At 28.0% G+C, this 21,971-nt stretch carries 18 protein-coding genes; all 18 read left to right on the top strand.

All coding sequences use genetic code 11. The features are described 5' to 3' along the window. Positions 1-26 precede the first annotated feature (26 nt). Positions 27-809: a fumarate reductase cytochrome b subunit gene (locus AVENP_RS14460; protein ID WP_128359619.1), complete on the top strand. Its 783-nt coding sequence runs from the start codon at positions 27-29 to the stop codon at positions 807-809. Then, complete coding sequence (locus AVENP_RS14455; RefSeq protein WP_172664330.1) at positions 809-2,794, top strand: fumarate reductase flavoprotein subunit; 1,986 nt, start codon at positions 809-811, stop codon at positions 2,792-2,794. The genes AVENP_RS14460 and AVENP_RS14455 overlap by 1 nt, the downstream gene beginning before the upstream one ends. After that, positions 2,794-3,525, top strand: coding sequence for a fumarate reductase iron-sulfur subunit (locus AVENP_RS14450; protein ID WP_172664329.1), 732 nt, complete (start codon positions 2,794-2,796; stop codon positions 3,523-3,525). Before AVENP_RS14455 ends, AVENP_RS14450 begins: the two co-directional genes overlap by 1 nt. Before the next feature lie 49 nt (positions 3,526-3,574). Beyond that, entirely contained in the window at positions 3,575-5,707 is a 2,133-nt protein-coding gene (locus tag AVENP_RS14445; RefSeq protein WP_128360077.1) for a methyl-accepting chemotaxis protein, read from the top strand. Between the two features lie 282 nt (positions 5,708-5,989). After that, on the top strand, positions 5,990-7,393 hold the full coding sequence (aspA, locus tag AVENP_RS14440; protein WP_128360076.1) for an aspartate ammonia-lyase: 1,404 nt from the start codon (positions 5,990-5,992) through the stop codon (positions 7,391-7,393). A gap of 34 nt (positions 7,394-7,427) precedes the next feature. Beyond that, positions 7,428-8,729, top strand: a complete 1,302-nt coding sequence (locus AVENP_RS14435) for an anaerobic C4-dicarboxylate transporter (protein WP_128360075.1) — start codon at positions 7,428-7,430, stop codon at positions 8,727-8,729. A gap of 109 nt (positions 8,730-8,838) precedes the next feature. Further along, positions 8,839-9,888 (top strand): type II asparaginase, encoded by a 1,050-nt coding sequence (locus AVENP_RS14430; protein ID WP_128360074.1) that lies wholly within the window; start codon positions 8,839-8,841, stop codon positions 9,886-9,888. 75 nt (positions 9,889-9,963) lie between these two features. Next, positions 9,964-12,168: a sensor histidine kinase gene (locus AVENP_RS15930; protein WP_228201908.1), complete on the top strand. Its 2,205-nt coding sequence runs from the start codon at positions 9,964-9,966 to the stop codon at positions 12,166-12,168. Beyond that, entirely contained in the window at positions 12,165-12,815 is a 651-nt protein-coding gene (locus tag AVENP_RS14420; protein WP_128360073.1) for a response regulator transcription factor, read from the top strand. Before AVENP_RS15930 ends, AVENP_RS14420 begins: the two co-directional genes overlap by 4 nt. Positions 12,816-12,948: 133 nt before the next feature. After that, positions 12,949-14,355 (top strand): anion permease, encoded by a 1,407-nt coding sequence (locus AVENP_RS14415; protein WP_172664328.1) that lies wholly within the window; start codon positions 12,949-12,951, stop codon positions 14,353-14,355. Between the two features lie 132 nt (positions 14,356-14,487). Next, the gene (locus AVENP_RS14410) at positions 14,488-16,665 is read left to right on the top strand and encodes a sensor histidine kinase (protein WP_228201907.1); all 2,178 of its coding nucleotides are present in this window, start codon (positions 14,488-14,490) and stop codon (positions 16,663-16,665) included. 1 nt (position 16,666) lies between these two features. Continuing rightward, complete coding sequence (locus tag AVENP_RS14405; protein ID WP_128360070.1) at positions 16,667-17,326, top strand: response regulator transcription factor; 660 nt, start codon at positions 16,667-16,669, stop codon at positions 17,324-17,326. A 71-nt stretch (positions 17,327-17,397) separates the two neighbouring features. Continuing rightward, complete coding sequence (cobT, locus tag AVENP_RS14400; protein WP_128360069.1) at positions 17,398-18,462, top strand: nicotinate mononucleotide-dependent phosphoribosyltransferase CobT; 1,065 nt, start codon at positions 17,398-17,400, stop codon at positions 18,460-18,462. Positions 18,463-18,466: 4 nt separating this feature from the next. Further along, a complete protein-coding gene (locus AVENP_RS14395; RefSeq protein WP_128360068.1) occupies positions 18,467-19,066 on the top strand; it encodes a MarC family protein in 600 nt (199 codons plus the stop codon). Further along, positions 19,066-19,560 (top strand): bifunctional adenosylcobinamide kinase/adenosylcobinamide-phosphate guanylyltransferase, encoded by a 495-nt coding sequence (locus AVENP_RS14390; protein ID WP_128360067.1) that lies wholly within the window; start codon positions 19,066-19,068, stop codon positions 19,558-19,560. Before AVENP_RS14395 ends, AVENP_RS14390 begins: the two co-directional genes overlap by 1 nt. After that, on the top strand, positions 19,557-20,303 hold the full coding sequence (locus AVENP_RS14385) for an adenosylcobinamide-GDP ribazoletransferase (protein WP_128360066.1): 747 nt from the start codon (positions 19,557-19,559) through the stop codon (positions 20,301-20,303). The genes AVENP_RS14390 and AVENP_RS14385 overlap by 4 nt, the downstream gene beginning before the upstream one ends. After that, a complete protein-coding gene (locus AVENP_RS14380; RefSeq protein WP_128360065.1) occupies positions 20,300-21,313 on the top strand; it encodes an aminotransferase class I/II-fold pyridoxal phosphate-dependent enzyme in 1,014 nt (337 codons plus the stop codon). The genes AVENP_RS14385 and AVENP_RS14380 overlap by 4 nt, the downstream gene beginning before the upstream one ends. Continuing rightward, positions 21,307-21,912: a transglutaminase-like domain-containing protein gene (locus tag AVENP_RS14375; protein WP_128360064.1), complete on the top strand. Its 606-nt coding sequence runs from the start codon at positions 21,307-21,309 to the stop codon at positions 21,910-21,912. Before AVENP_RS14380 ends, AVENP_RS14375 begins: the two co-directional genes overlap by 7 nt. Positions 21,913-21,971: the final 59 nt, after the last annotated feature.

Below are 21,971 nucleotides of genomic sequence, written 5' to 3'. Positions count from 1 at the left end.
AAGATTTAATTTTGAAAGGATTACAGATGAACAACCTAATAGAAGGTTATTTAGGTGAAACTGTTGATAGAAAGAAAAGTAGAGTTCCAGCTAAGATGGATTATGTACAAAGTGCTACAGGACTTATCTTAGGTTTATTTATGTGGGGACATATGCTTTTTGTATCAACTATTTTGATTAGTAAAGATTTTATGTATAGGGTAACAAAGTTTTTTGAAGCAGATTTCTTATTTGATGGTGGTAAACCAATTATTGTTTCGTTAATTGCAATGGTTATTTTTATTATATTTATTGTTCATGCAGCACTTGGAATGAGAAAACTTCCAGGTAATTTTAAACAATATCAAGTTATGAAAGCTCATGCTGAGCATATGAATCATGAGGATACAAAACTGTGGTTTATTCAAGCCTTTACAGGTTTTGCAATGTTTTTCTTGGGTTCAGTTCACTTATATATTATTATGACTCACTCAGAAGCTATTGGACCATATGCAAGTGCTGATAGAGTTTGGTCTGAATATATGTGGCCTTTATATATTCTTTTATTATTAGCTGTTGAATTTCATGGAACAATTGGTCTTTATAGATTGTGTGTTAAATGGGGTTGGTTTGATGGTGAAAATCCTAAAGCTACAAGAGTAAAACTTAAAAAAATTAAAAAAGCATTAACATGGTTCTTCCTAATTTTAGGCTTTACAACATTATTAGCTTATATGAAAATAGGTATGGAACATGCTGATAAAGTTGGTGAAAAATATGTTCCAACAGCATGTATGGAATACAAAATTAGTGTGAAAGGAGTTGCGTAATGAAAATTAATTACTGTGATGCATTAGTTATTGGTGGAGGACTTGCAGGTTTAAGAGCTGCTGTTGCTGCACAAAAAAAAGGTTTAAGTACAATTGTTTTATCTTTAGTTCCTGTAAAAAGATCACATAGTGCTGCTGCACAAGGTGGTATGCAAGCATCTGTAGGTAACTCAAAAATGTCTGATGGAGATAATGAAGATTTACACTTTTCTGATACTGTAAAAGGTTCAGACTGGGGATGTGATCAAGTAGTTGCCCGAATGTTTGTTCACACTGCACCAAAAGCAATTAGAGAACTTGCTGGTTGGGGTGTGCCTTGGTCAAGAGTTAGACAAGGTGCCCATGAAGCAGTTATTAATGCTAAAAAAACAACAATTACTGAAGATGCTGATAGACATGGATTAATTACATCAAGAGACTTTGGTGGAACTAAAAAATGGAGAACTTGTTATACAGCAGATGCAACTGGACATACTATGTTATTTGGTGTTGCAAATGAAGCTTTAAAACATAATGTTGACATTAGAGATAGAAAAGAAGCTATTAATCTTATCCATGAAAACAACAGATGTTATGGAGCAATTGTAAGAGATTTAATTACAGGTGAATTAGAAGCTTATGTTGCAAAAGGTACATGTATCGCAACTGGTGGATATGGTAGAGTATTTAAACAAACTACAAATGCTGTAATTTGTGATGGAGTAGGAGCTGCAATTGCTTTAGAAACAGGTGTAGCAATACTTGGAAATATGGAAGCAGTACAATTTCACCCAACACCAATCGTACCATCAGGTATTTTATTAACTGAGGGTTGTAGAGGAGATGGTGGAATCTTAAGAGACGTTGATGGTCATAGATTTATGCCAGATTATGAGCCTGAGAAAAAAGAACTAGCTTCAAGAGACGTTGTTTCAAGAAGAATGATTGAACATATCAGAAATGGTAAAGGTGTTCCTTCTCCATATGGTGATCATATTTGGCTTGATATTTCTATTCTTGGTCGTGAGCATATTGAGAAAAATCTAAGAGACGTTCAAGAAATTTGCCAAATTTTTAATGGAATTGATCCAGCAGATGAGGGTAAAAAAGGATGGGCACCAGTTCTTCCAATGCAACACTACTCAATGGGTGGAATTAGAACAAAACCAACTGGTGAATCACAAACTTTAAATGGTTTATTTGCTTGTGGTGAAGCTTCTTGTTGGGATATGCATGGATTTAATAGACTTGGAGGAAACAGTGTTTCTGAAACAGTTGTTGCTGGTATGATTATTGGAAATTATTTTGCTGATTATTGTTTAGCTAATGAAGTTGATATTTCAACAGCAACAGTAAGAAAATTTTTAGAAGCTCAAGATAAATATTTAGATGAAATTTTAGCATACAAAGGTAATGAAGATATTTTTAGAATCAAAAATAGAATGCAAATGCTAATGGATGAAAAAGTTGGTATTTTTAGAAATGGAAAAAATTTAGTTGAAGCTGTTGAAGAGTTAAAAGAACTACTTAGAAAAACAAAACATATCAGCGTTAAATCAAAAGAAAGAGCTGGGAATCCAGAGCTTGAAGAAGCATACAGAGTTCCAAAAATGCTTAAAATTGCTCTTTGTGTGGCAAAAGGTGCAAGGGATAGAACAGAATCAAGAGGTGCTCACTATAGAGAAGACTTCTTAAAAAGAGATGATGCAAATTGGTTAAATAGAACTATTACTTCTTGGGCAAATCCAGATGATTTAGAACCAACTATATATTATGAAGGAATTGACATTATGACTATGGAAATGCCTCCTGCATTTAGAGGATATGGTGCAAAAGGGATGATTATAGAAAATGAATTATCTGAAATAAGACAAGCACAAGTTGATGAAATTAGTGAAAGAATGAGTGCAGAGGGTAAAGATAGACATGAAATCCAACATGCTTTAATGCCATTTGATTTACCAATGAACTATAGAGAGAAAAACGAAAGAGTAGGAGATTTATAATGAGTATTGAAAAAGGTAGAGATATTACAATATCAGTTTTAAAATTCAATCCAAGAAGTAAGGTTTCTAAACCTCACTTTGTTGATTATCATTTAGAAGAAACTCCAGGTATGACACTATTTATTGCACTTACAAAAATCAGAGAAGAAATTGATGCTGATTTATCTTTTGACTTTGTTTGTCGTGCTGGAATTTGTGGAAGTTGTGGAATGGTTGTAAATGGTAAACCAACTCTTGCTTGTAGAACTTTAATTGCTAATTACCCAAGTGGTAAATTACAATTAATGCCTATGCCTGCATTTGAACTAATCAAAGATTTATCTATTAATACTGGTAAATGGATGGATAGTATGTCAAAAAGAGTTGAATCATGGATTCATAATGACCATGAAGTAAACATTTCAAAATTAGAAGATAGAATCGATCCAGATGTAGCAAATGAGACATTTGAATTAGATAGATGTATTGAATGTGGTATTTGTGTTGCTTCTTGTGGGACAGCATTAATGAGACCAGATTTTGTGGGACCTGTTGGATTAAATAGAGTTGCAAGATTTGAAGTAGATCCACATGATAAAAGAAGTGCAGAAGATTTTTATGAATTAATTGGTGATGATAATGGAATATTTGGTTGTATGTCTTTAATGGCGTGTGAAGACCATTGTCCAAAACACTTACCATTACAAAATAAAATCGCTTACTTAAGAAGAAAACTGGTAGCACTTAGATAATTTACAAAAATACAAAGAATGATAGTTCTTTGTATTTTTAAGGAAAAAAATGAAAATTAATAATATAAAATCAAAATTATTAATACTGCTTTTTGTTAGTATCTCTTGTTCTTTCTTAATACTTGGTTTTTATAATACAAAAAATAAATATAATGCAGAATATAGTTTGATAAAACAAAAAGAGCTTGATTTATCACAAAATACATCTAAATTTATTAATAGCTATTTAGAATCTAAAATTAGAATTATTGAAGCTGTTACAAATGGAATAGTAGATGAAAATTTAGATATATCAAATAAAGTTCTAATTAGTAAATTGTTATTAGCCGAAGAATCAGGTGCTTTTGCAAGTTCTTATGTAGGAATACAAGAAAATGGAGATTTAATTAAATCTAATGGAATATTAAAAAATATTGCAAAAACAAATTATGATGCAAGGCTTAGACCTTGGTACAAAAAAGCAATAGAAGTAAATAAAGCTGGAGTAACTGAACCTTTTATTGATAATACAACTAAAAGGTTAATAATTACAGTTTTTGCACCTTTAAAAAAAGATGGAGTAACTATTGGAATTGTTGGAGCAGATATATTTTTAGATACGGTAGTTGATACAATATTAAATTTAAAAATAGGAGATTTTGGCTTTGCATATCTTTTATCAGAAGATGGCACTACATTAATTCATAAAAATAAAGAACTCTTAAATAAAGAAAATATAATCTTCAAACAAATCAAAACAGAATTAGATAATGATTTTGGGCAAGCAATAGAAAATGATATTGAAAGAATTGCAGCTTATAGTAAAATTCCAGTTGTTTCTTGGTATTTAGTAGTTGAATTAGATAAAGAATCTATTTTTACTGATATTACCAAAAATATTATTCACGACATAATGCTTTATATAATATTGTTAATTGTTATACTTTTATTCATATATCTATCTTTATTAAAAGCATTAAAACCTTTAAAAATTCTTGAAAATGGATTATTTAATTTCTTTAAATATCTAAAAGGTGAAGAAGAAAATATTACAAAATTAAATATTACTTCAAATGATGAATTCGAGAATATGGCAAAAATAATTGATAAAGAGATGGAATTAGTTGAGTACAATTTAGAAAAAGACAGAAAATTTATAAATAATGTTAAAGATGTTGTAAAAATAATCAATGAAGGTAGATTAGATGTTTTTGTTGAGAGTTCAACTTCAAATAAATCATTAAATGAATTAAAAGAAATTTTTAATGAAATGATAAAAACAATAAGTAATAATGTGGATAAAGACATCAATTGTATTTTAGAGTCATTAAAAAATTATTCACAATTAGATTTTACGAATAATATTAAAAGTCCTACTGGTAATATTTCAATAGGTTTAAATGATTTGAGTCATATTATTAATAAAATGTTACAAGAAAATAAAATGAATGGATTGTCTTTAAATGAAAGTTCAGAAGATCTACTTGCAAATGTTGATATTTTAAATAGATCTTCTAACAATACAGCTGTTTCTTTAGAGGAAACAGCAGCCTCTTTAGAAGAAATTACATCTACAATAATCAGTAATACTCAAAGTATAGCAACAATGGTTAAATATTCTGATGAGTTATCTAAGTCTATTAATATAGGACAAGAACTTGCAAATTCAAGTGTTGAATCAATGAATCAAATTAATGAACAAACAAAATCTATATCAGATGCAATTAAGGTGATAGATCAAATTGCTTTTCAAACAAATATCCTATCTCTAAATGCAGCTGTTGAAGCTGCAACAGCTGGAGAAGTAGGTAAAGGTTTTGCAGTTGTTGCACAAGAGGTTCGTAACTTAGCTTCACGAAGTGCAGAAGCAGCAAAAGAAATTAAAGAATTAGTTGAAAATGCAACAATTAAAGCTAATGATGGTAAAAAAACCACAGATGCAATGATAAATGGATACTCTAATTTAAAAGAAAATTTAATTAAAACAGAAAAAATCATTCAGAATATTTCTGAATCATCTCACGAACAGAAGTTAAGTATTGAACAAATAAATGATGTCGTTAATAAATTAGATCAACAAACACAAAATAATGCTTCTGTAGCTACAAAAACACATGATATTGCTATTCATACAGCAAATATTGCTAAAAAAATTTTAGATTCTGTAAATGAAAAAAGATTTATAGAAAATATTGATGAATAAAAAAATTTTAACTACAAAGGAGTCTTCCTTTGTGGTTAAAATCGCAATAAAATAAACATATACTTATAAATATTTTCTCTAAAAATATACTTTTAAATAAGACTTACTCCCCCAATAAATCACTTTTCCTACTGATAAATATAATTTGATGTTATAAATTTTATAAATTTATATAATTTGTCGAAAAGGTCACTTTTAGTTCATTTAGTAGGATTAAAATTCCTTTAGATAAGAAAATATAGAGAGTTTATGTTTCTTAAAATTTAAATTGAAGGATTCGAAATGACAAAAAGAATGGAACATGATTTACTTGGTGAAAGAGAAATTTCTAACGATGTATATTATGGTGTACAAACGAAAAGAGCCCAAGAAAATTTTAATATTACAGGTGTGACTTTATCACAATTTCCTACATTTATTGCATCATTAGCAAAAGTTAAAAAAGCGACAGCTCTTGCTAATTTTAATTTAGGTTTATTAGATGAACATAAAAAAAGTGCAATTTGTGAAGCTTGTGATGAGATAATTGGTGGAGCTTTACATGACCAATTTGTAGTTGATATGATTCAAGGTGGAGCTGGTACTTCTGTTAATATGAATGCAAATGAAGTTATTGCAAACAGAGCTTTAGAATTACTTGGTCATAAAAAAGGTGAATATCAATTCTTACATCCAAATAATGATGTAAATAAATCACAATCAACTAATGATTCATATCCAACAGCATTCAGAATTGCATTATTTGAAAAAATTTATGAATTAACAGATTCAATGAAAATCATGCAAAAATCTTTTGCAAGAAAAGCGGATGAATTTAAAGATGTAATTAAAATGGGAAGAACACAGTTACAAGATGCTGTACCTATGACATTAGGACAAGAATTTAACTCATATGCAACAATGATTGGTGAAGATATTCAAAGATTAATTGAATCTCAACAATTAGTAAGAGAGATGAATTTAGGAGCAACAGCCATTGGTACTGGAATTTGTTCTCATCCTGATTATGCACATGAAGTTGAACAAAGACTACAAGAAGTTACAGGAAGACCTTTTGTTACAGCAAAAGACTTAATTGAAGCTACTCAAGACACAGGTGCATATGTACAAATTTCTGGAGTATTAAAAAGAGTTGCTACTAAAATTTCTAAAATTTGTAACGATTTAAGATTATTAAGTTCAGGTCCAAGAACTGGATTTAATGAAATTAATCTACCAGCAATGCAACCGGGTTCATCAATTATGCCAGGAAAAGTTAATCCTGTTATCCCTGAAGTTGTAAATCAAGTAGCTTTCCAAGTAATTGGTGCAGATGTTACTATTACAATGGCTAGTGAAGGTGGACAATTACAATTAAATGTATTCGAACCAGTAATAGCATATAACTTATTTAATTCAATGAATATGATGATAAAAGCTTTTGAAACTTTATCTACTAAATGTATTGATGGGATTACAGCAAATGAAGAACATTGTAGAAATTTAGTTTTAAATAGTATTGGATTAGTAACTGCGTTAAATCCATATATTGGCTATGAAAACTCAACAAATGTTGCAAAAGAAGCATTAGAAACTGGAAAATCTGTATATGAACTTATATTAGAAAAAAAATTATTAACAGTAGACGAATTAGAAGACATTATAAAACCAGAAAATATGATTAAACCTAGATGTATTAATAGTTAATTATCACGTATCTGAATAACAAAAAGGAGACATTATGTTAATTTTAGAAATAGCAGTTGTGTTGGTATCTATATTTTTAGGTGCAAGAATGGGTGGTATTGGTATTGGTTATGCAGGTGGATTAGGTGTACTTGTATTATGTTTATTTTTTGGTCTTAAACCAGGAAGTGTTCCTATTGACGTAATCTTAATTATTATGTCAGTAATCGCAGCAATTGCTGCGATGCAAGTTGCTGGTGGACTTGATTATATGGTTAGTATTGCTGAAAAGATTTTAAGAAAAAATCCTAAACAGATTACATATTTAGCACCAGCAGTTACATATTTCATGACACTGCTTGCAGGTACAGGGCATACTGCGTATGCTACTTTACCTGTTATTGCTGAAGTTGCAAAAGAACAAGGTATTCGACCATCAAGACCATTAGGTGTTGCGGTTGTTGCATCACAAATTGCGATTACAGCATCTCCAATTTCTGCGGCAGTTGTATTTTTTAGTGGTATTTTAGAACCTTTAGGTGTTGGTTATATTGAATTATTAGCGATTGTAATTCCAACAACATTTGCTGCTTGTATGATTACTGCGTTTGTAAGTAATTATTTAGGAAAAGACTTAAAAGATGATCCTGTTTATCAAGATAGAATGAAAAAAGGATTAGTTAAATTAAGAGGTGAAAATATAGTAGAAATAAAAAAAGGTGCAAAACTTTCAGTTGCTATTTTTTGTATAACTATATTCTCAGTGGTTACTTATTCAACATTAATCAGTGATAAAATAGGGATTATAACTAATCCAACATTGCCAAGAAATGAAGCAATTATGGTATTTATGTTGGCATGTGCAACATTGATTGTATTATTCGCAAAAGTTGATACTAGTAAAATTATTAGTGCATCAACATTTAAATCTGGTATGAGTGCTTGTATATGTGTTTTGGGTGTTGCTTGGTTAGGTACAACATTTGTTGATGCTCATATTAATGAAATTAAAGATTTTGCAAGTACATTATTAAGTCAATATCCTTGGCTATTAGCTGTAACACTATTCTTTGCAAGTATGCTTTTATATTCTCAAGGTGCAACTACAAAAGCATTAATGCCAGCAGCATTAGCATTAGGTGTAGATCCTACAACAGCTATTGCATCATTTGCAGCAGTTAGTGCATTATTTGTATTACCAACTTATCCTACATTATTAGCAGCAGTTGAAATGGATGATACAGGATCTACAAGAATTGGAAAATTAGTATTTAATCACCCCTTTATTGTTCCTGGTGTTCTTGCAATTACATTAAGTGTTGTATTTGGATTCATCGTATCTGGAATGATACTTTAAATAGAAAAGCTATTTACTTCGTGTAAGTTTATTCTTACACGAAAGTTTTAATCTTATAGGCTTTGAATAATTACAAAACCTTCTAATTAAAATTTAAAAAGGAAAACAGATGACAAAGTTATTAAAAACAGTAGCAATATTTACTCTTATTGGAACATCAGTACTTTTTGCTAAACCTAATATTATTATTTTGGCTACAGGAGGAACAATCGCAGGTTCTGGTACTTCATCGACAAAAAGTGCTTATTCAGCAGGTGCAGTAACTGTAGATAAACTACTTGCAGCCGTTCCTTCAATTAATGATATGGCAAATATTAAAGGTGAACAGATTTCAAATATTGGTTCACAAGAGATGAACAACGAAGTTTGGTTGAAATTAGCAAAAAGAGCAAATGAATTACTAAAAAGAGACGATGTTGATGGTGTTGTAATTACTCATGGTACAGATACAATGGAATCAACTGCATATTTTTTAGATTTAACAGTTAAAAGTAAAAAACCAATTGTATTTGTAGGTGCAATGAGATCAGGTTCTTCTATGAGTGCTGATGGTCCTATGAATATTTATAACGCAGTTAGTGTGGCTATTAATAAAGAAAGTTATGAAAAAGGTGTAGTTGTGGTAATGAATGATGAGATTCATAGTGCAAGAGAAGTTACAAAAGTTAATACTTCTTCTGTAAATGCATTTGCTTCTCCAAATACTGGAAAAATTGGAACGGTTTACTATGGAGATGTTCATTATTATATGAGTTCTGTTAAAAAACACACTTATCAATCAGAATTTGATATTGAGAAAATTAATTTTTTACCAAGAGTTGAAATTATTTACGGACATGCGAATGGTAATGATATTTTTGTAAAAGCTGCAGTTGCAGCAGATGCTAAAGGTATTATTTATGCTGGAATGGGCAATGGAAATCCTTATCCTACTACGCAAGATGCATTAGCACAAGCGGTTAGAGAAGGTGTAGTTGTTGCTAGAACTTCAAGAGTTGGTTCTGGTAGAACAAATTTACATGGTGAAGTTGATGATGAAAAACTCGGGTTTATTGTAACTGATGATTTAAATGCTCAAAAAGCAAGAATTTTACTTATGTTAGGACTTACAAGAATTAATAGTAAACAACAATTACAAGAGATGTTTTTTAATTATTAAAGATATAGAAAGAGGTTTTTCACTTCTTTCTATTGGTTGTTACGTTAAAATACACAATTATAAGTAGGGAATGAAATGAAGTTTGGATTTTTTTTAGTATTTTTTTTAACTGTTATATCTAGTTGCAATTTGTTTGGAACTGATAATAAAGATGTTTTGATAATTAATTCTTATCATAGAGGTTTTCAATGGAGTGATAATGTAATAAGTGGAATTGAAAATTCTACATATGGCACTAAAATTAATACTACAATCTTATATATGGATTCTAAAAGAATTTCTTCGCCAACATATAATCAAAAATTAAAAGATTTATATAAACTCCAACTTTTAAATAGAAAATATGATTTAGTTGTTGCAGTGGATAAATTTGCTTATGAATTTATTCTTGAAAATTATGATGAATTATTTACTGATGAATTAGTTTATTTTATTGGAATTGAACAATATTCACAACAAGAAGTAGATAAATATAATTTGAAAACAAAAGTTTCAGGTTTAATAGAAGAACGAGCGATTGATGATACATCTAAAATAATTTATAAACTAATGCCAAATATAAAAAAGCTATATATAATAAATGATAAAAGTGGAAATGGAGATGATTCAGAACCTTTTATTTTAAATACTATAAATAAGTTAAATAATAAAATGGAAATTGAATACATTCGAACTTCTACAATTGAAGAACTAGAAAAAAAATTTTCTAAATATGTACCTAATGAAGCAATCTTTTTTATAAGATTTTACAATGATAAAGATGGGAAATTATATAAAAATAGTGAAATAGCTGAGATGATTGAATCCTGTAAAATACCTATATTTTCAACAGATACTTTATTCCTTGGCAAAGGTTCTTTGGGAGGAAAATTAGTTTCTATTAATGATTTAGGAATAGAAGCTGGTAAAGACATTTTAAATATTCTAAATAATAATTCGATGGTTCCTTTTATAAAAGTTTATAAAGATTACAAATATATTTTTGATTATAAAAAAATAAAAAAATATAATTTAAACCCTGAAATATTAAAAAATGAATTTGAATATATAAATGTACCTGTAAATTTTCTTGATAAATATAGACAATTTGTTGATTTTGTATTTTTATTATCTCCTTTTTTACTATTTTTAATTTTAGGATTAATCCACAATATCTATCTTAGAGTAAAAAATACAAAACTATTAAAACAAAGAATGGAGTTTGATAAAGTATTACTAAATTCAATTGAATCACCTATTGTTTGGCAAGATGATAAAGGTAGAGTAGTTGATTCAAATTCTAAATTCTGTGATTTTATGGATTTACCATGTCCTAAAATAAAAGGAAAAAAATTAAAAGATTATATTGAAAATAATAAATATAATTTAGTAGGTAATACTTTTACACACTTAATTAACAGTTTTTTAAATGAAGAAAATCAGATAACTGTAAAAGATGAAAAAGGTAAAGAATATATATATTTGGTTACTCAAACAAATTATAAAGAAAATATTTTTAAAACAAAAGGTACTGTAACTGTTTTTACAGATATTACAAAAGAAAAACAAGCCATAGCTGAAAAAAGAAAACATCAAGAGTTTATTATTCAACAGTCAAAATTAGCAGAAATTGGAGAAATTTTTTCATCTATCGCTCATCAATGGAAAACGCCTTTAGTTGAAATAGCGACAATAGTACAAGAGAAACTATATAGTGATGTAATTAGTGTGGAAGAAACGAATAACTGTATAAATGACATTATGTTTCAAGTTAAATATATGTCAGAAACAATAAATAGTTTTCAGAAATTTATAATGCCTTCCACTCAAAAAATAGTATTCGATATAAATGAATCTGTTGAAGAAATGCTAGAAATTATTAGACATAATATAAAATATAATTATGTAGATGTCAAAGTTGTTGTTGAAGAAAATACAAATTTAATGACATTAGGTTATAAAAATGAATTTATGCAAATTTTATTAAATATTGTAAACAATGCAAAGGAATCAATAATTAAGAAAAAAAGTGAACAAAAAATATCAAGGGGAAAAATAGTTATAAATATCAAAAATATTTATAACAAGATTCAAATAGATATTTGTGATAATGGAGAAGGTATTCCTGAAAAGTATATTGATAAAATATTCGAACCATATTTCACAACAAAAAATGATGGACATGGAATAGGATTATATATGGCAAGGTTAATTATAGAAGATAAAATTGGAGGTTCAATTACTGTTTCAAATACAGATATTGGAGCTAAGTTTACGATTCAATTGGAGATTACAAAATGAAAATATTAATATTAGAAGATAATGAAAGATTATGTAATTTAATGAAACAAGTTTTAACAAAAAATATGTATAGAGTTGATACCGTTGATGATGGTGAAAAAGCTTTAGAAATGATTGTAAATGGTTATGGTTGTTTTATTTTAGATATAAATGTACCAAATTTAGATGGAATATCTATTTTGGAATATGTAAGAAGTTACTACAAAGATGTACCTGTTATTATTATTAGTTCTAATCATGATTTAGAAAAAATACAAAAATCTTATGAAATAGGATGTAATGACTATTTGAAAAAACCTTTTTTTATGTACGAATTGGTTCAAAAAGTTCAAAAACTTTGCAAAATAAAAAATACTTTAATAGATTTTGGTGAAGGTTTTATATTTGATTATAACAAACAATTTTTAATGAAAGGAACAGAGCAAGTAAGGCTTGCAAAAAAAGAGATTTTATTTTTAGAATTATTAGTTAAAGATATTCATAGAGTTTTTAGTTTTGATGAAATAGAAGATTATGTATGGGAAGGAGAAGAAACAAATTTAATAAATGTTAGAGCTTTAGTAAAAAGATTAAGAAAAAAAATACCTGAAAATTCTATCAAAATAGTAAAAGGAATAGGTTATTCTATGAATAATATAGAAAAATAGTAATAATCCTTATCAATTACTTCATTTTTTTCTGCCAAAATTAGAAAAAGTCTTACTAATGTCATGCAAAAAGTCTCATTTATATCCCACCAAGGGGTTTATAATTTGGAATAATAAATAAAAAGGAGACATTATGTCACAAATGGTTAAATATATTATCCCCATTGCGGTGTTGATAGTATTCTGGTTCTTACCAGCACCAGAAGGTTTAAGTGCGAACGCATGGCATTTTCTTGCTATATTTTTTGCAGTAGTTGTAGGGCTTGTTATTGAGCCAGTTCCAGCTGCATTGATAGGTATGGTGGGGATTTCACTAACTGCTGTTTTAGGTTTGATGGGTAATTCAGCAAAAGATAATATCGCTTGGGCCTTATCTGGATTTTCTAATACTGTAATTTGGCTTATCTTTGCTGCATTTATGTTTGCACTTGGATACAAAAAAACTGGTTTAGGAAGAAGAATTTCTCTTATTATGATTAAATATATGGGAAAAAGTTCACTTGGTCTTGGTTACGCGGTTGCTTTTTCAGATTTAATTTTAGCACCATTTATGCCATCAAATACTGCAAGAAGTGCTGGAACTATTTTCCCAATTGCAAGTAATATCCCTTTGATTTTTGATTCAACTCCTGATCATGACCCTAGAAAATTAGGTTCATATATTTCATGGGTAGCTATTGCAATTACTTGTGTTACAAGTTCAATGTTCTTAACAGCACTTGCACCTAACTTACTTGCAGTTGATTTAATTGCAAAAGGTACAGGAAATGTAATTTCTTGGTCTGCATGGGCAAGTATTATGTTACCTTTAATGATTCCATTGTTTTTATTAACTCCTTGGTTAGTATATGTTGTGTATCCACCAACTCAAAAAAAATCTCCTGAAGCTCCAGCTTGGGCAGCTGAAGAGTTGAAAAAATTAGGATCAGTTACTGCAAAAGAGTATTTAATGGCAGGACTTGCAGTATTAGCTTTAGTTCTTTGGATATTTGGAAAATCATTTAATATGGATTCAACTACAGCTGCAATTGCAATTGTATGTGTAATGGTTCTTGCAAACATAATTTCTTGGGATGATGTTATTTCAAATAAAGCTGCGTTTAATGTTTTTATTTGGTTTGCTTCATTAGTTGCTATGGCATCTGGACTTCAAAAAGTTGGAGTGTTAACTTGGGTTGGAAATACAGCTGAACCATATTTAATGAATATGACTCCAACAGCATTAATTATTTCAATGTTAGTACTGTTCTATGTTATACATTATTTCTTTGCAAGTTCAACTGCTCATACAACAGCATTGATGCCAATTTTCTTAGCAATTGCTGTAAAACTATTAACACCAGAACAAATAATACCTTTTAGTATTCTTCTTGCAGGTAGTTTAGGGGTTATGGGAATTATAACTCCTTATGGAACAGGTCCTTCTCCAATTTGGTATGGTGCTGGATATATTTCACAAGGTAGATGGTGGTTCCTTGGACTAATATTTGGAGGTATATATTTAGCTGCTATAATTATAGGTTCGTTAATCTTTATATAACAAGTGAATATAAACTTTTAATAAAATTAGAATAAATACAAGAGGGTATTTTTTACTCTCTTGTCCCTCTTCAATAAACTCTCAATAAAAAATCTGCTAAAATAGTATTAAATCAATATTGAAATGGTCAAAATGAAATTAATAATATTTTTTATACTGTTTATGTCTTCTTTATATTCGTCATCAAATAATGAAATACTGCTTTTGCATTCATATAATAATGGACTAAAATGGAGTGATAATATTACAAAAGGTATTCAAGATATTTTAGATAAATATCCAGAATATGAGTTAACTATTGAAAGTATGGATAGTAAAAAAATTGATACAAATGACTATTTTGATAATCTATTATCTTTATATAAAAAAAAGTTTTCAAATAGAAAATACGCAGTAGTTATAACAGCAGATAATTATGCCTTTGAATTTGCACTATCACATCATGAAGATATTTTTAATAATTCGCCAATAGTATTTTGTGGAGTTGAAAATTTTAATGAAAAGATAATCCCAACTAATCAGAAGAAATATGTAACAGGTGTAGTTGAATACAAAGAAATTGAAAAGAATATAAATCTTATTAGTAAAACAATTAAAGATTTAAATACCTTATATATTATAAGTGATGAATCTTTTTCTTCAGAAGCAATTAAAAATCAAATTTTAGAAGAGATACATAAGTTTAAAAATAAATTTAAAATTATTTTTGATAATCAAATAGATATAGATACAATTAGCGAAAAAATAAATTCTCTTCCTCCTAATAGTGCGGTATTATTTACAAGTCTATATAGGGATAAAAATAATAAATATATACCATATAGTCAATTACGTACACTTTTTAAATCATCAAAATATCCAGTTTTTGCAACGAATAAAATACATTTGAATGAAGGTGTAATTGGTGGAATTGTTGTTGATCCTTTTGAGCAAGGTTTTTTAGCTGCACAAAAAACAATAGAAATTTTAGATGGTAAAGAACCTTATTTAATACCAATTAGTAAGCCAGTTTCAAAATATTATTTTGATTATAATGTATTAGAAAAATTTAATTTAAATTCTTCTTCAATACCACTTTTAGCAACTGTATTAAATAAACCAAAGAATTTCTTTGAAGAAAATCGAGAATTTATTGATAGTACTTTTATATTAATACCACTATTTATTCTTTTAATTATTGGACTTATTGTCAATATCACAAAAAGAATAGGATTAGAAATAAAACTAATTGAACAAAATAAACTAGATAGTGTTTTACTTAATAATATCAAAGGTGCCGTTTATTGGAAAAGTAATGATAATAAGATTTTAGGTTGTAATGACTCTTTATGCAGACTATTAGATTTATCAAAAGAAAATATTATTGGTTATGACATAAAAAAAGTTATACCTGAACTTTTTGAAAAGGTAAATGATGAGAATGAATTTGTTGAAGAAATGGAAACAATTTTAAATTTCAAACATAGAAAAGTTGATGCTTTAATAAGAAGAAGAAAATATTTTAATAAAAATAATGAAGAAGCAGGAGTCGTAACAATTGTTTCAGATTTAACACAATTAAAAAAATTAGAAAATCAAAGAAAAAAAAATGAACAGTTTATAATACAACGTTCAAAGTTATCTGAAATTGGAGAAATGATGACTTCCATTGCTCACCAATGGAAAGCACCATTAATTGAAATTTCTACAATTGCACAAGAGTTATTATATAAAAAGAATAAAAAGGAGTTTACTAAAGAAGATAATCAAGAGTTTGTTAATGAAATAATGACACAAGTTCAATATATGACAAAAACAATAGATGATTTCAGAAGTTTTATAAAACCCTCTTTAATAAAAAGTGAATTTGATGTAAATTCAGCCATGGATGAACTTCTTAGAGTTGTTGAGCATAACATAAAATATAATTATATTAAAATTGAAGTAAGCTATGAAGATAATAAAAGATTTAATATTTATGGTTATCCAAATGAATTTAAACAAACAATATTAAGTATTATAAATAATAGTAGAGATAGTATTTTAAAAAGAAGACAAACAGAAGAATTTGAAGGATTAATAACTATTGAAATTAAATCACAAGATAATAAAACAATATTAAGTATAAAAGATAATGGTATTGGAATCAAAGAAGAAAACTTAGAAAGAATCTTTGAACCATTTTTTACAAGTAAAAAAAATGGTGATGGATTTGGATTATACATGGTGAAATTAATAATCGAAGATAAGATGAATGGCAAAATAGAAGCTATAAAATGTCATACTGGCGCAAATATTTTAATATCTCTTATAAATAAGGTTGAAAGTTAATATGAAAATATTGTTACTAGAAGATAATAAAAGATTATCAAGTTTGATTATAGAAGCACTTGAAGAGAAGAATTATAAGGTTGATTGGTTTGACGATGGTAAAAAAGCACTAGAATCTATTTATAATGGATACGATTGTTTTATATTTGATATAAATGTTCCTGGAATTGATGGTTTAACATTACTAAAAGAATTAAGAGTTATGGACACTAAAACTCCCGCTATTGTAATCAGCGCAAATGTCGAGCTTGAAACTATCAAAGATGCTTATATAAAAGGTTGTGATGAATATTTAAAAAAACCTTTTTACATTTATGAATTAGCATTGAAATTAGATAAATTATGTAAAAAAAATGATGATAGTTTAAAACTTCCAAATAATTATATTTATAAAATAGATAAAGAAAAATTATTTGATGAAAAAAATGAAGAGATAAAACTAGCAAAAAAAGAGATTTTACTTTTTAATTTATTCTCAAAAAATTTAGAAAAAATTATAACTTTTGAACAAATAGAACAATATGTTTGGGAAGGTGATTTAACTACAAATGAAAATATACGAGCACTAATCAAAAGATTAAGAAAAAAACTTCCAGAAGAGACTATTGTTTCTCAAGGTGGAATAGGGTATGTATTGAATATTAATAGAATGTTTTATTAATAGAAGTTGATAAAACTAGGACTTTATATAAGATTTGTTATACTTCTTAAAAATTACAAAAGAGGGTTCAAATGAACTTTGAAACGATTTTAGGAAGCGTAGATTTTTTAGAGTTTCTAAGAGGTAAAAAAGCTACATTTTTATTAAGTGCAAGTGTTACAAAAACTTGCGAAATCCCCAATATTTCCCAAGCAGGAATCCCTGGAAAATTATATTTAACACCAACGTTGGATGCTGAGTTTTTATGTACAAAACAAGTGCGTTCAATGCCAGATATTGCACAAACTCCAAAGGGTGTTCCAACCCCTGCACTAATTACAAGAGCAGTGTATGAATTAAAACCATATTCAAATATAGAAGTATTAAATTTAGGCTTAGAGGTTCTACCACAAATTAATTATTTTAAGATTCATAACTTTAATATAAAGCCTAGTGGAAGAATTGATGATGGAGCAAAAATACCTGCCTTAGAAGTTTTTCAAAAAGGTATTGAGTTTGGTCAATCTTATCAGACTTCTGATGATTATGTAATTTTAGCAGAATCAATTCCAGCAGGAACAACAACAGCAAATGCAACAGCAAAAGCTTTGAGTTATGAGTGTGAGGGATATTTCTCAAGTTCATATAAAGATAATCCAAGTGATATAAAAAATCAAACAATAGAAAAAGCTTTAAAAAGAGTTGATTTAAATGGTGATTTATTTGAGATTCTTTCAAGTGTAAGCGATAATATGATTATTTTTAATGCTGGATTTATACTTGGAAGTAGAGCAAATAATCTAAAAATCGTTCTTGCTGGTGGAACTCAAATGGCTGCTGTTTTACTTGTGGTAAATTCAGTTTTAAGAAGTATGGATGGAGTTATAGACTCTTCAAATCTTGCACTAAGTACCACAAAATGGATAAATAAAGATGAAAACTCAAATATTAAAGCACTTTTAGAACAACTAGATTTTTCTATAAATGCCTATGCAAGTGATTTTGATTTTAGTTTATCAAATCATCCAGCACTTAAACTTTATGATCAAGGTGAAGCAAAAGAGGGAGTTGGTTGTGGTGGCGCTTTATGTTACGCAACAATTAATGGTATAACAAAAGAAGAATTAACAAAAAAAATCGAAAGTTTTTTAGGATAATTTAATGGATATTTTTATTTCAACATTTTTAAAAATGTTTTTTATTATGACACCATTTTTTGTGTTGTCAGTTTTTTTAACGGTTACAAATGATGCCACACCAAAAGAGAGAAAAGCACTAGCCATAAAAGTTACAATCTCTGTTGTTGTTATGACTTTAGTTTTGCTATTTTTTGGAAAACATATTTTTTCAGTTTTTGGAATAACTCTTGATGCTTTTAGAATAGGTGCAGGTGCATTACTATTTTTATCAGCAGTTGACTTAATCAAAGGTAACAAAGATAGTGGAAAAGTGGGGGATAAAGATATTTCTCAACTAGCAGTAGTTCCCCTTGCAATTCCAGTTACAATAGGACCTGGAACGATTGGTATTTTACTTGTAATGGGAGCAACTTTTGAAGATACTTCTTCACTGATAATGGGAAGTTTAGCTCTTGTTTGTGCTGTTTTAGTAATAGGATTCATGCTTTATAGCTCTAGTATTATTGAAAAAATTATTGGAAAACAAGGACTTTTAGTGATTTCAAAAATCACAGGTCTATTTTTAGCTGCACTTTCAGCTCAAATTGTATTTACTGGTATTAAAAACTTTTTAGGATTATGATGAAAGTATTTTATTTTGGTGGACAAAAATCAGGAAAAACAAAAGCTGGAATCAAAAAAGCTTTAGAATTATCAGAAAATGAAAAACCATATTATGTGGCAACTTATGATAACTCTTTTGGTGATGATTCTATGCAAGATAGAATCAATAAACATATAAATGAAAGAGAAGAAAATTTTTATACAATCGAAGAGCCAAAAGATTTAGTAAAAATTGTAGAATCAAATAAAACATATTTGATTGATTGTGTCTCTATGTGGCTTTTTAATAATCTTGAAAATAGTGAAGAAGCTTTAAAAATTCAACTGCAAAAGATTTGCCAAATAGAAACAAATATCATTTTTATTTTAAATGATGTCTCTTGTGGAATAATTCCCCTTGATAAAGAATCACGAAGATTTGTGGATTTTTCAGGACTAATCGGCCAAGAGTTAGCAAAACTTTGTGATGAAGTTTATGAGGTAAAATATGGAATTGAAAGAAGATTAAAATGAAACAGATATTAAATGCCTTTTTATTCGCTCTTTCATATTTTTCTATAATTCCAGTATTTGTTAAAAACATGGAAATAAACAACGAAACTTACAAATATACTTTAGTAATGCTGCCACTTGTGGGAGCGATTTTAGCTTCACTTGTAATTGGATTAAATCTAGGTTTAAATGAGTTTTTTAATCCTTTATATTCTGCCTTTGTTTGTGCCGTTGTATATCTAGCACTTTATGGATTTATTCACACAGAAGCAATAATCGACGTGGTTGATGCTTGGTTTGCTTCATATAGTGGAAAAGATGCCTATAAAATCATGAAAGAATCAACTATTGGAGCAATTGGAGCTTTGTATGGTGTTGCTTTTGTTTTATTAAAAGTTGGAATTATCACTTATGTTTTATATGAAAAACAATATGCTTTATTTTTGATTGTTTGCATTTTTTCAAGACTTAACTTGATTTATTTACTTGGATATTTTAAATTTAGTAAAGATAGTTTTTTATCTTTGGCTTTTGCAAACTCTGGAATATTTCAACTAAAAATCTTTGCTTTGCTTTATGTAATTATTGCATTTTTTATTGGCTCAAATGTTTTAGTTTTATTTGGAATATCACTTTTGAGTTTTTATTTTATTTTAAAAATTTTAAACAACAAGTTTGGTTTTGTAAATGGAGATTGTTTAGGTTTTACCCTTGAACACACAGAATTAATACTTTTAAATATAGGACTAGCGATAATATTATGAAAACATTTGAACATGGTGGACAAATAGAAAAATTTGCCTTTGATTTGGGTTGTAATGTAAGTGAAATAATAGATTTATCTTCAAATATAAATTTTGTAAAACCACAAATAAATATTGATTTTAACACTTTAGATATTTCATCGTATCCAACTTATGATAAGTTGTATGAAAAAATAGCTTTAAATTATGGAGTTGAGACTTCTCAAATTGAGCTTTTTAACGGTGGAAGTAGTGCGATTTTTACTTTATTTAAACATTTGTCTTTACAAACTTGTACTATTTATTCACCTGCATATTTGGAGTATAAAAAAGCCTCTTTAAATTTTGGATATGAACTAAATACAATAAACAGATTTGAGAATATCAATGAAAATGTAAAAGAAAATTCTTTGGTGATTTTTGTAAATCCTTCAACTCCCGATGGAAAATACTATGATTTAGAAGAGCTGATGACAACTTGGATAGAAAAATCTTGTACTATTTTAATAGATGAGAGCTTTTTGGATTTTTGTGATAAACCAAGCGCTATAAAATATCTAGAAACTTACGATAAATTGTATATTTTAAAATCAATGACAAAGTTTTATTCAAGTGCAGGAATAAGAGTTGGAACAATAGTTTCAACAAAAGAAAATATACAAAAACTAAAAAGATTTGAACCAATGTGGAAGCTCTCACAGTTTGATTCAAACTATTTACAAGCAGCATTAGATGATAAACTTTTTAAAAATATTTCAAAAGCTATAAATATAAAAAATAAAATTGAGTTAGAAAATATCTTGAAAAACTCAACTTTAGTGGAAGAGATTTTTGAAAGTAGCGCAAATTATCTGCTTATAAAACTAAAAAATCTAAGTGCAAAAGAGTTCCAAGAATTACTAAAACCTTATAAAATAATGGTTAGAGATTGCTCAAATTTTGATTATTTAAACGAAAGATTTGTAAGAATTGCAGTGAAAAGTTCAAGTGCAAATGAGATTTTACAAAAGGCTTTAAATCAAATATGTTAGTAGAAAATAGATATCTAAAATATTTCTCTTTTTTATTGTCAACTATATTTATTGTTTATGTGATTTATTTGATAATTTCTTCTTTTTTTATAGTTAAAAACCAGTTTATAGATATTGGTGATGCAACTTATGTAAATCAAGTGCGAACCAATGATTACACCATAAAACTAGCAAATTATCTAACAAAAGATTGTGCTTTAAACAAAGTTTGTGAAGTTCAATCAATGCTTGATTTTGTAACAGCAATTCCGTATAAAATAAATGAAAGTATTGCAAGAAGTGCAAAACAAGTAGTTGATCAAAATTTTGGAGATTGTGATGATAAATCAAACCTTTTGATTTCAATGCTAAAAGTTAAAGGTTATGAAGCCTATTTTGTTTTAGTGCCAAAACATATTTTTGTGATTGTAAATATGGAAGAAAAATTGGGAAATAAAAAAGCTTTATATGTAAATGATAAAAGATTTTATATTTTAGAAAGTACAGCTGAAAATTCAAAAATAGCTTTTCCTTTGAAATATAATTTTAATGAAATAGAAGCAATAGTTGATCCATTTGTAAATAAAAAGTTGATAATCAATAGTTTGGAATATAAATAAGTTTTTAAAAACTAGGTCATAGGTTCTAAAAGAGACTAATCATATACCTAAGGAATAAG

The organism is Arcobacter venerupis (genome assembly GCF_013201665.1).
GTDB lineage: Bacteria > Campylobacterota > Campylobacteria > Campylobacterales > Arcobacteraceae > Aliarcobacter > Aliarcobacter venerupis.
The sequence above is the reverse complement of the archived record's forward strand: the minus strand, read 5'-3'. Positions and strand labels throughout refer to the sequence as shown.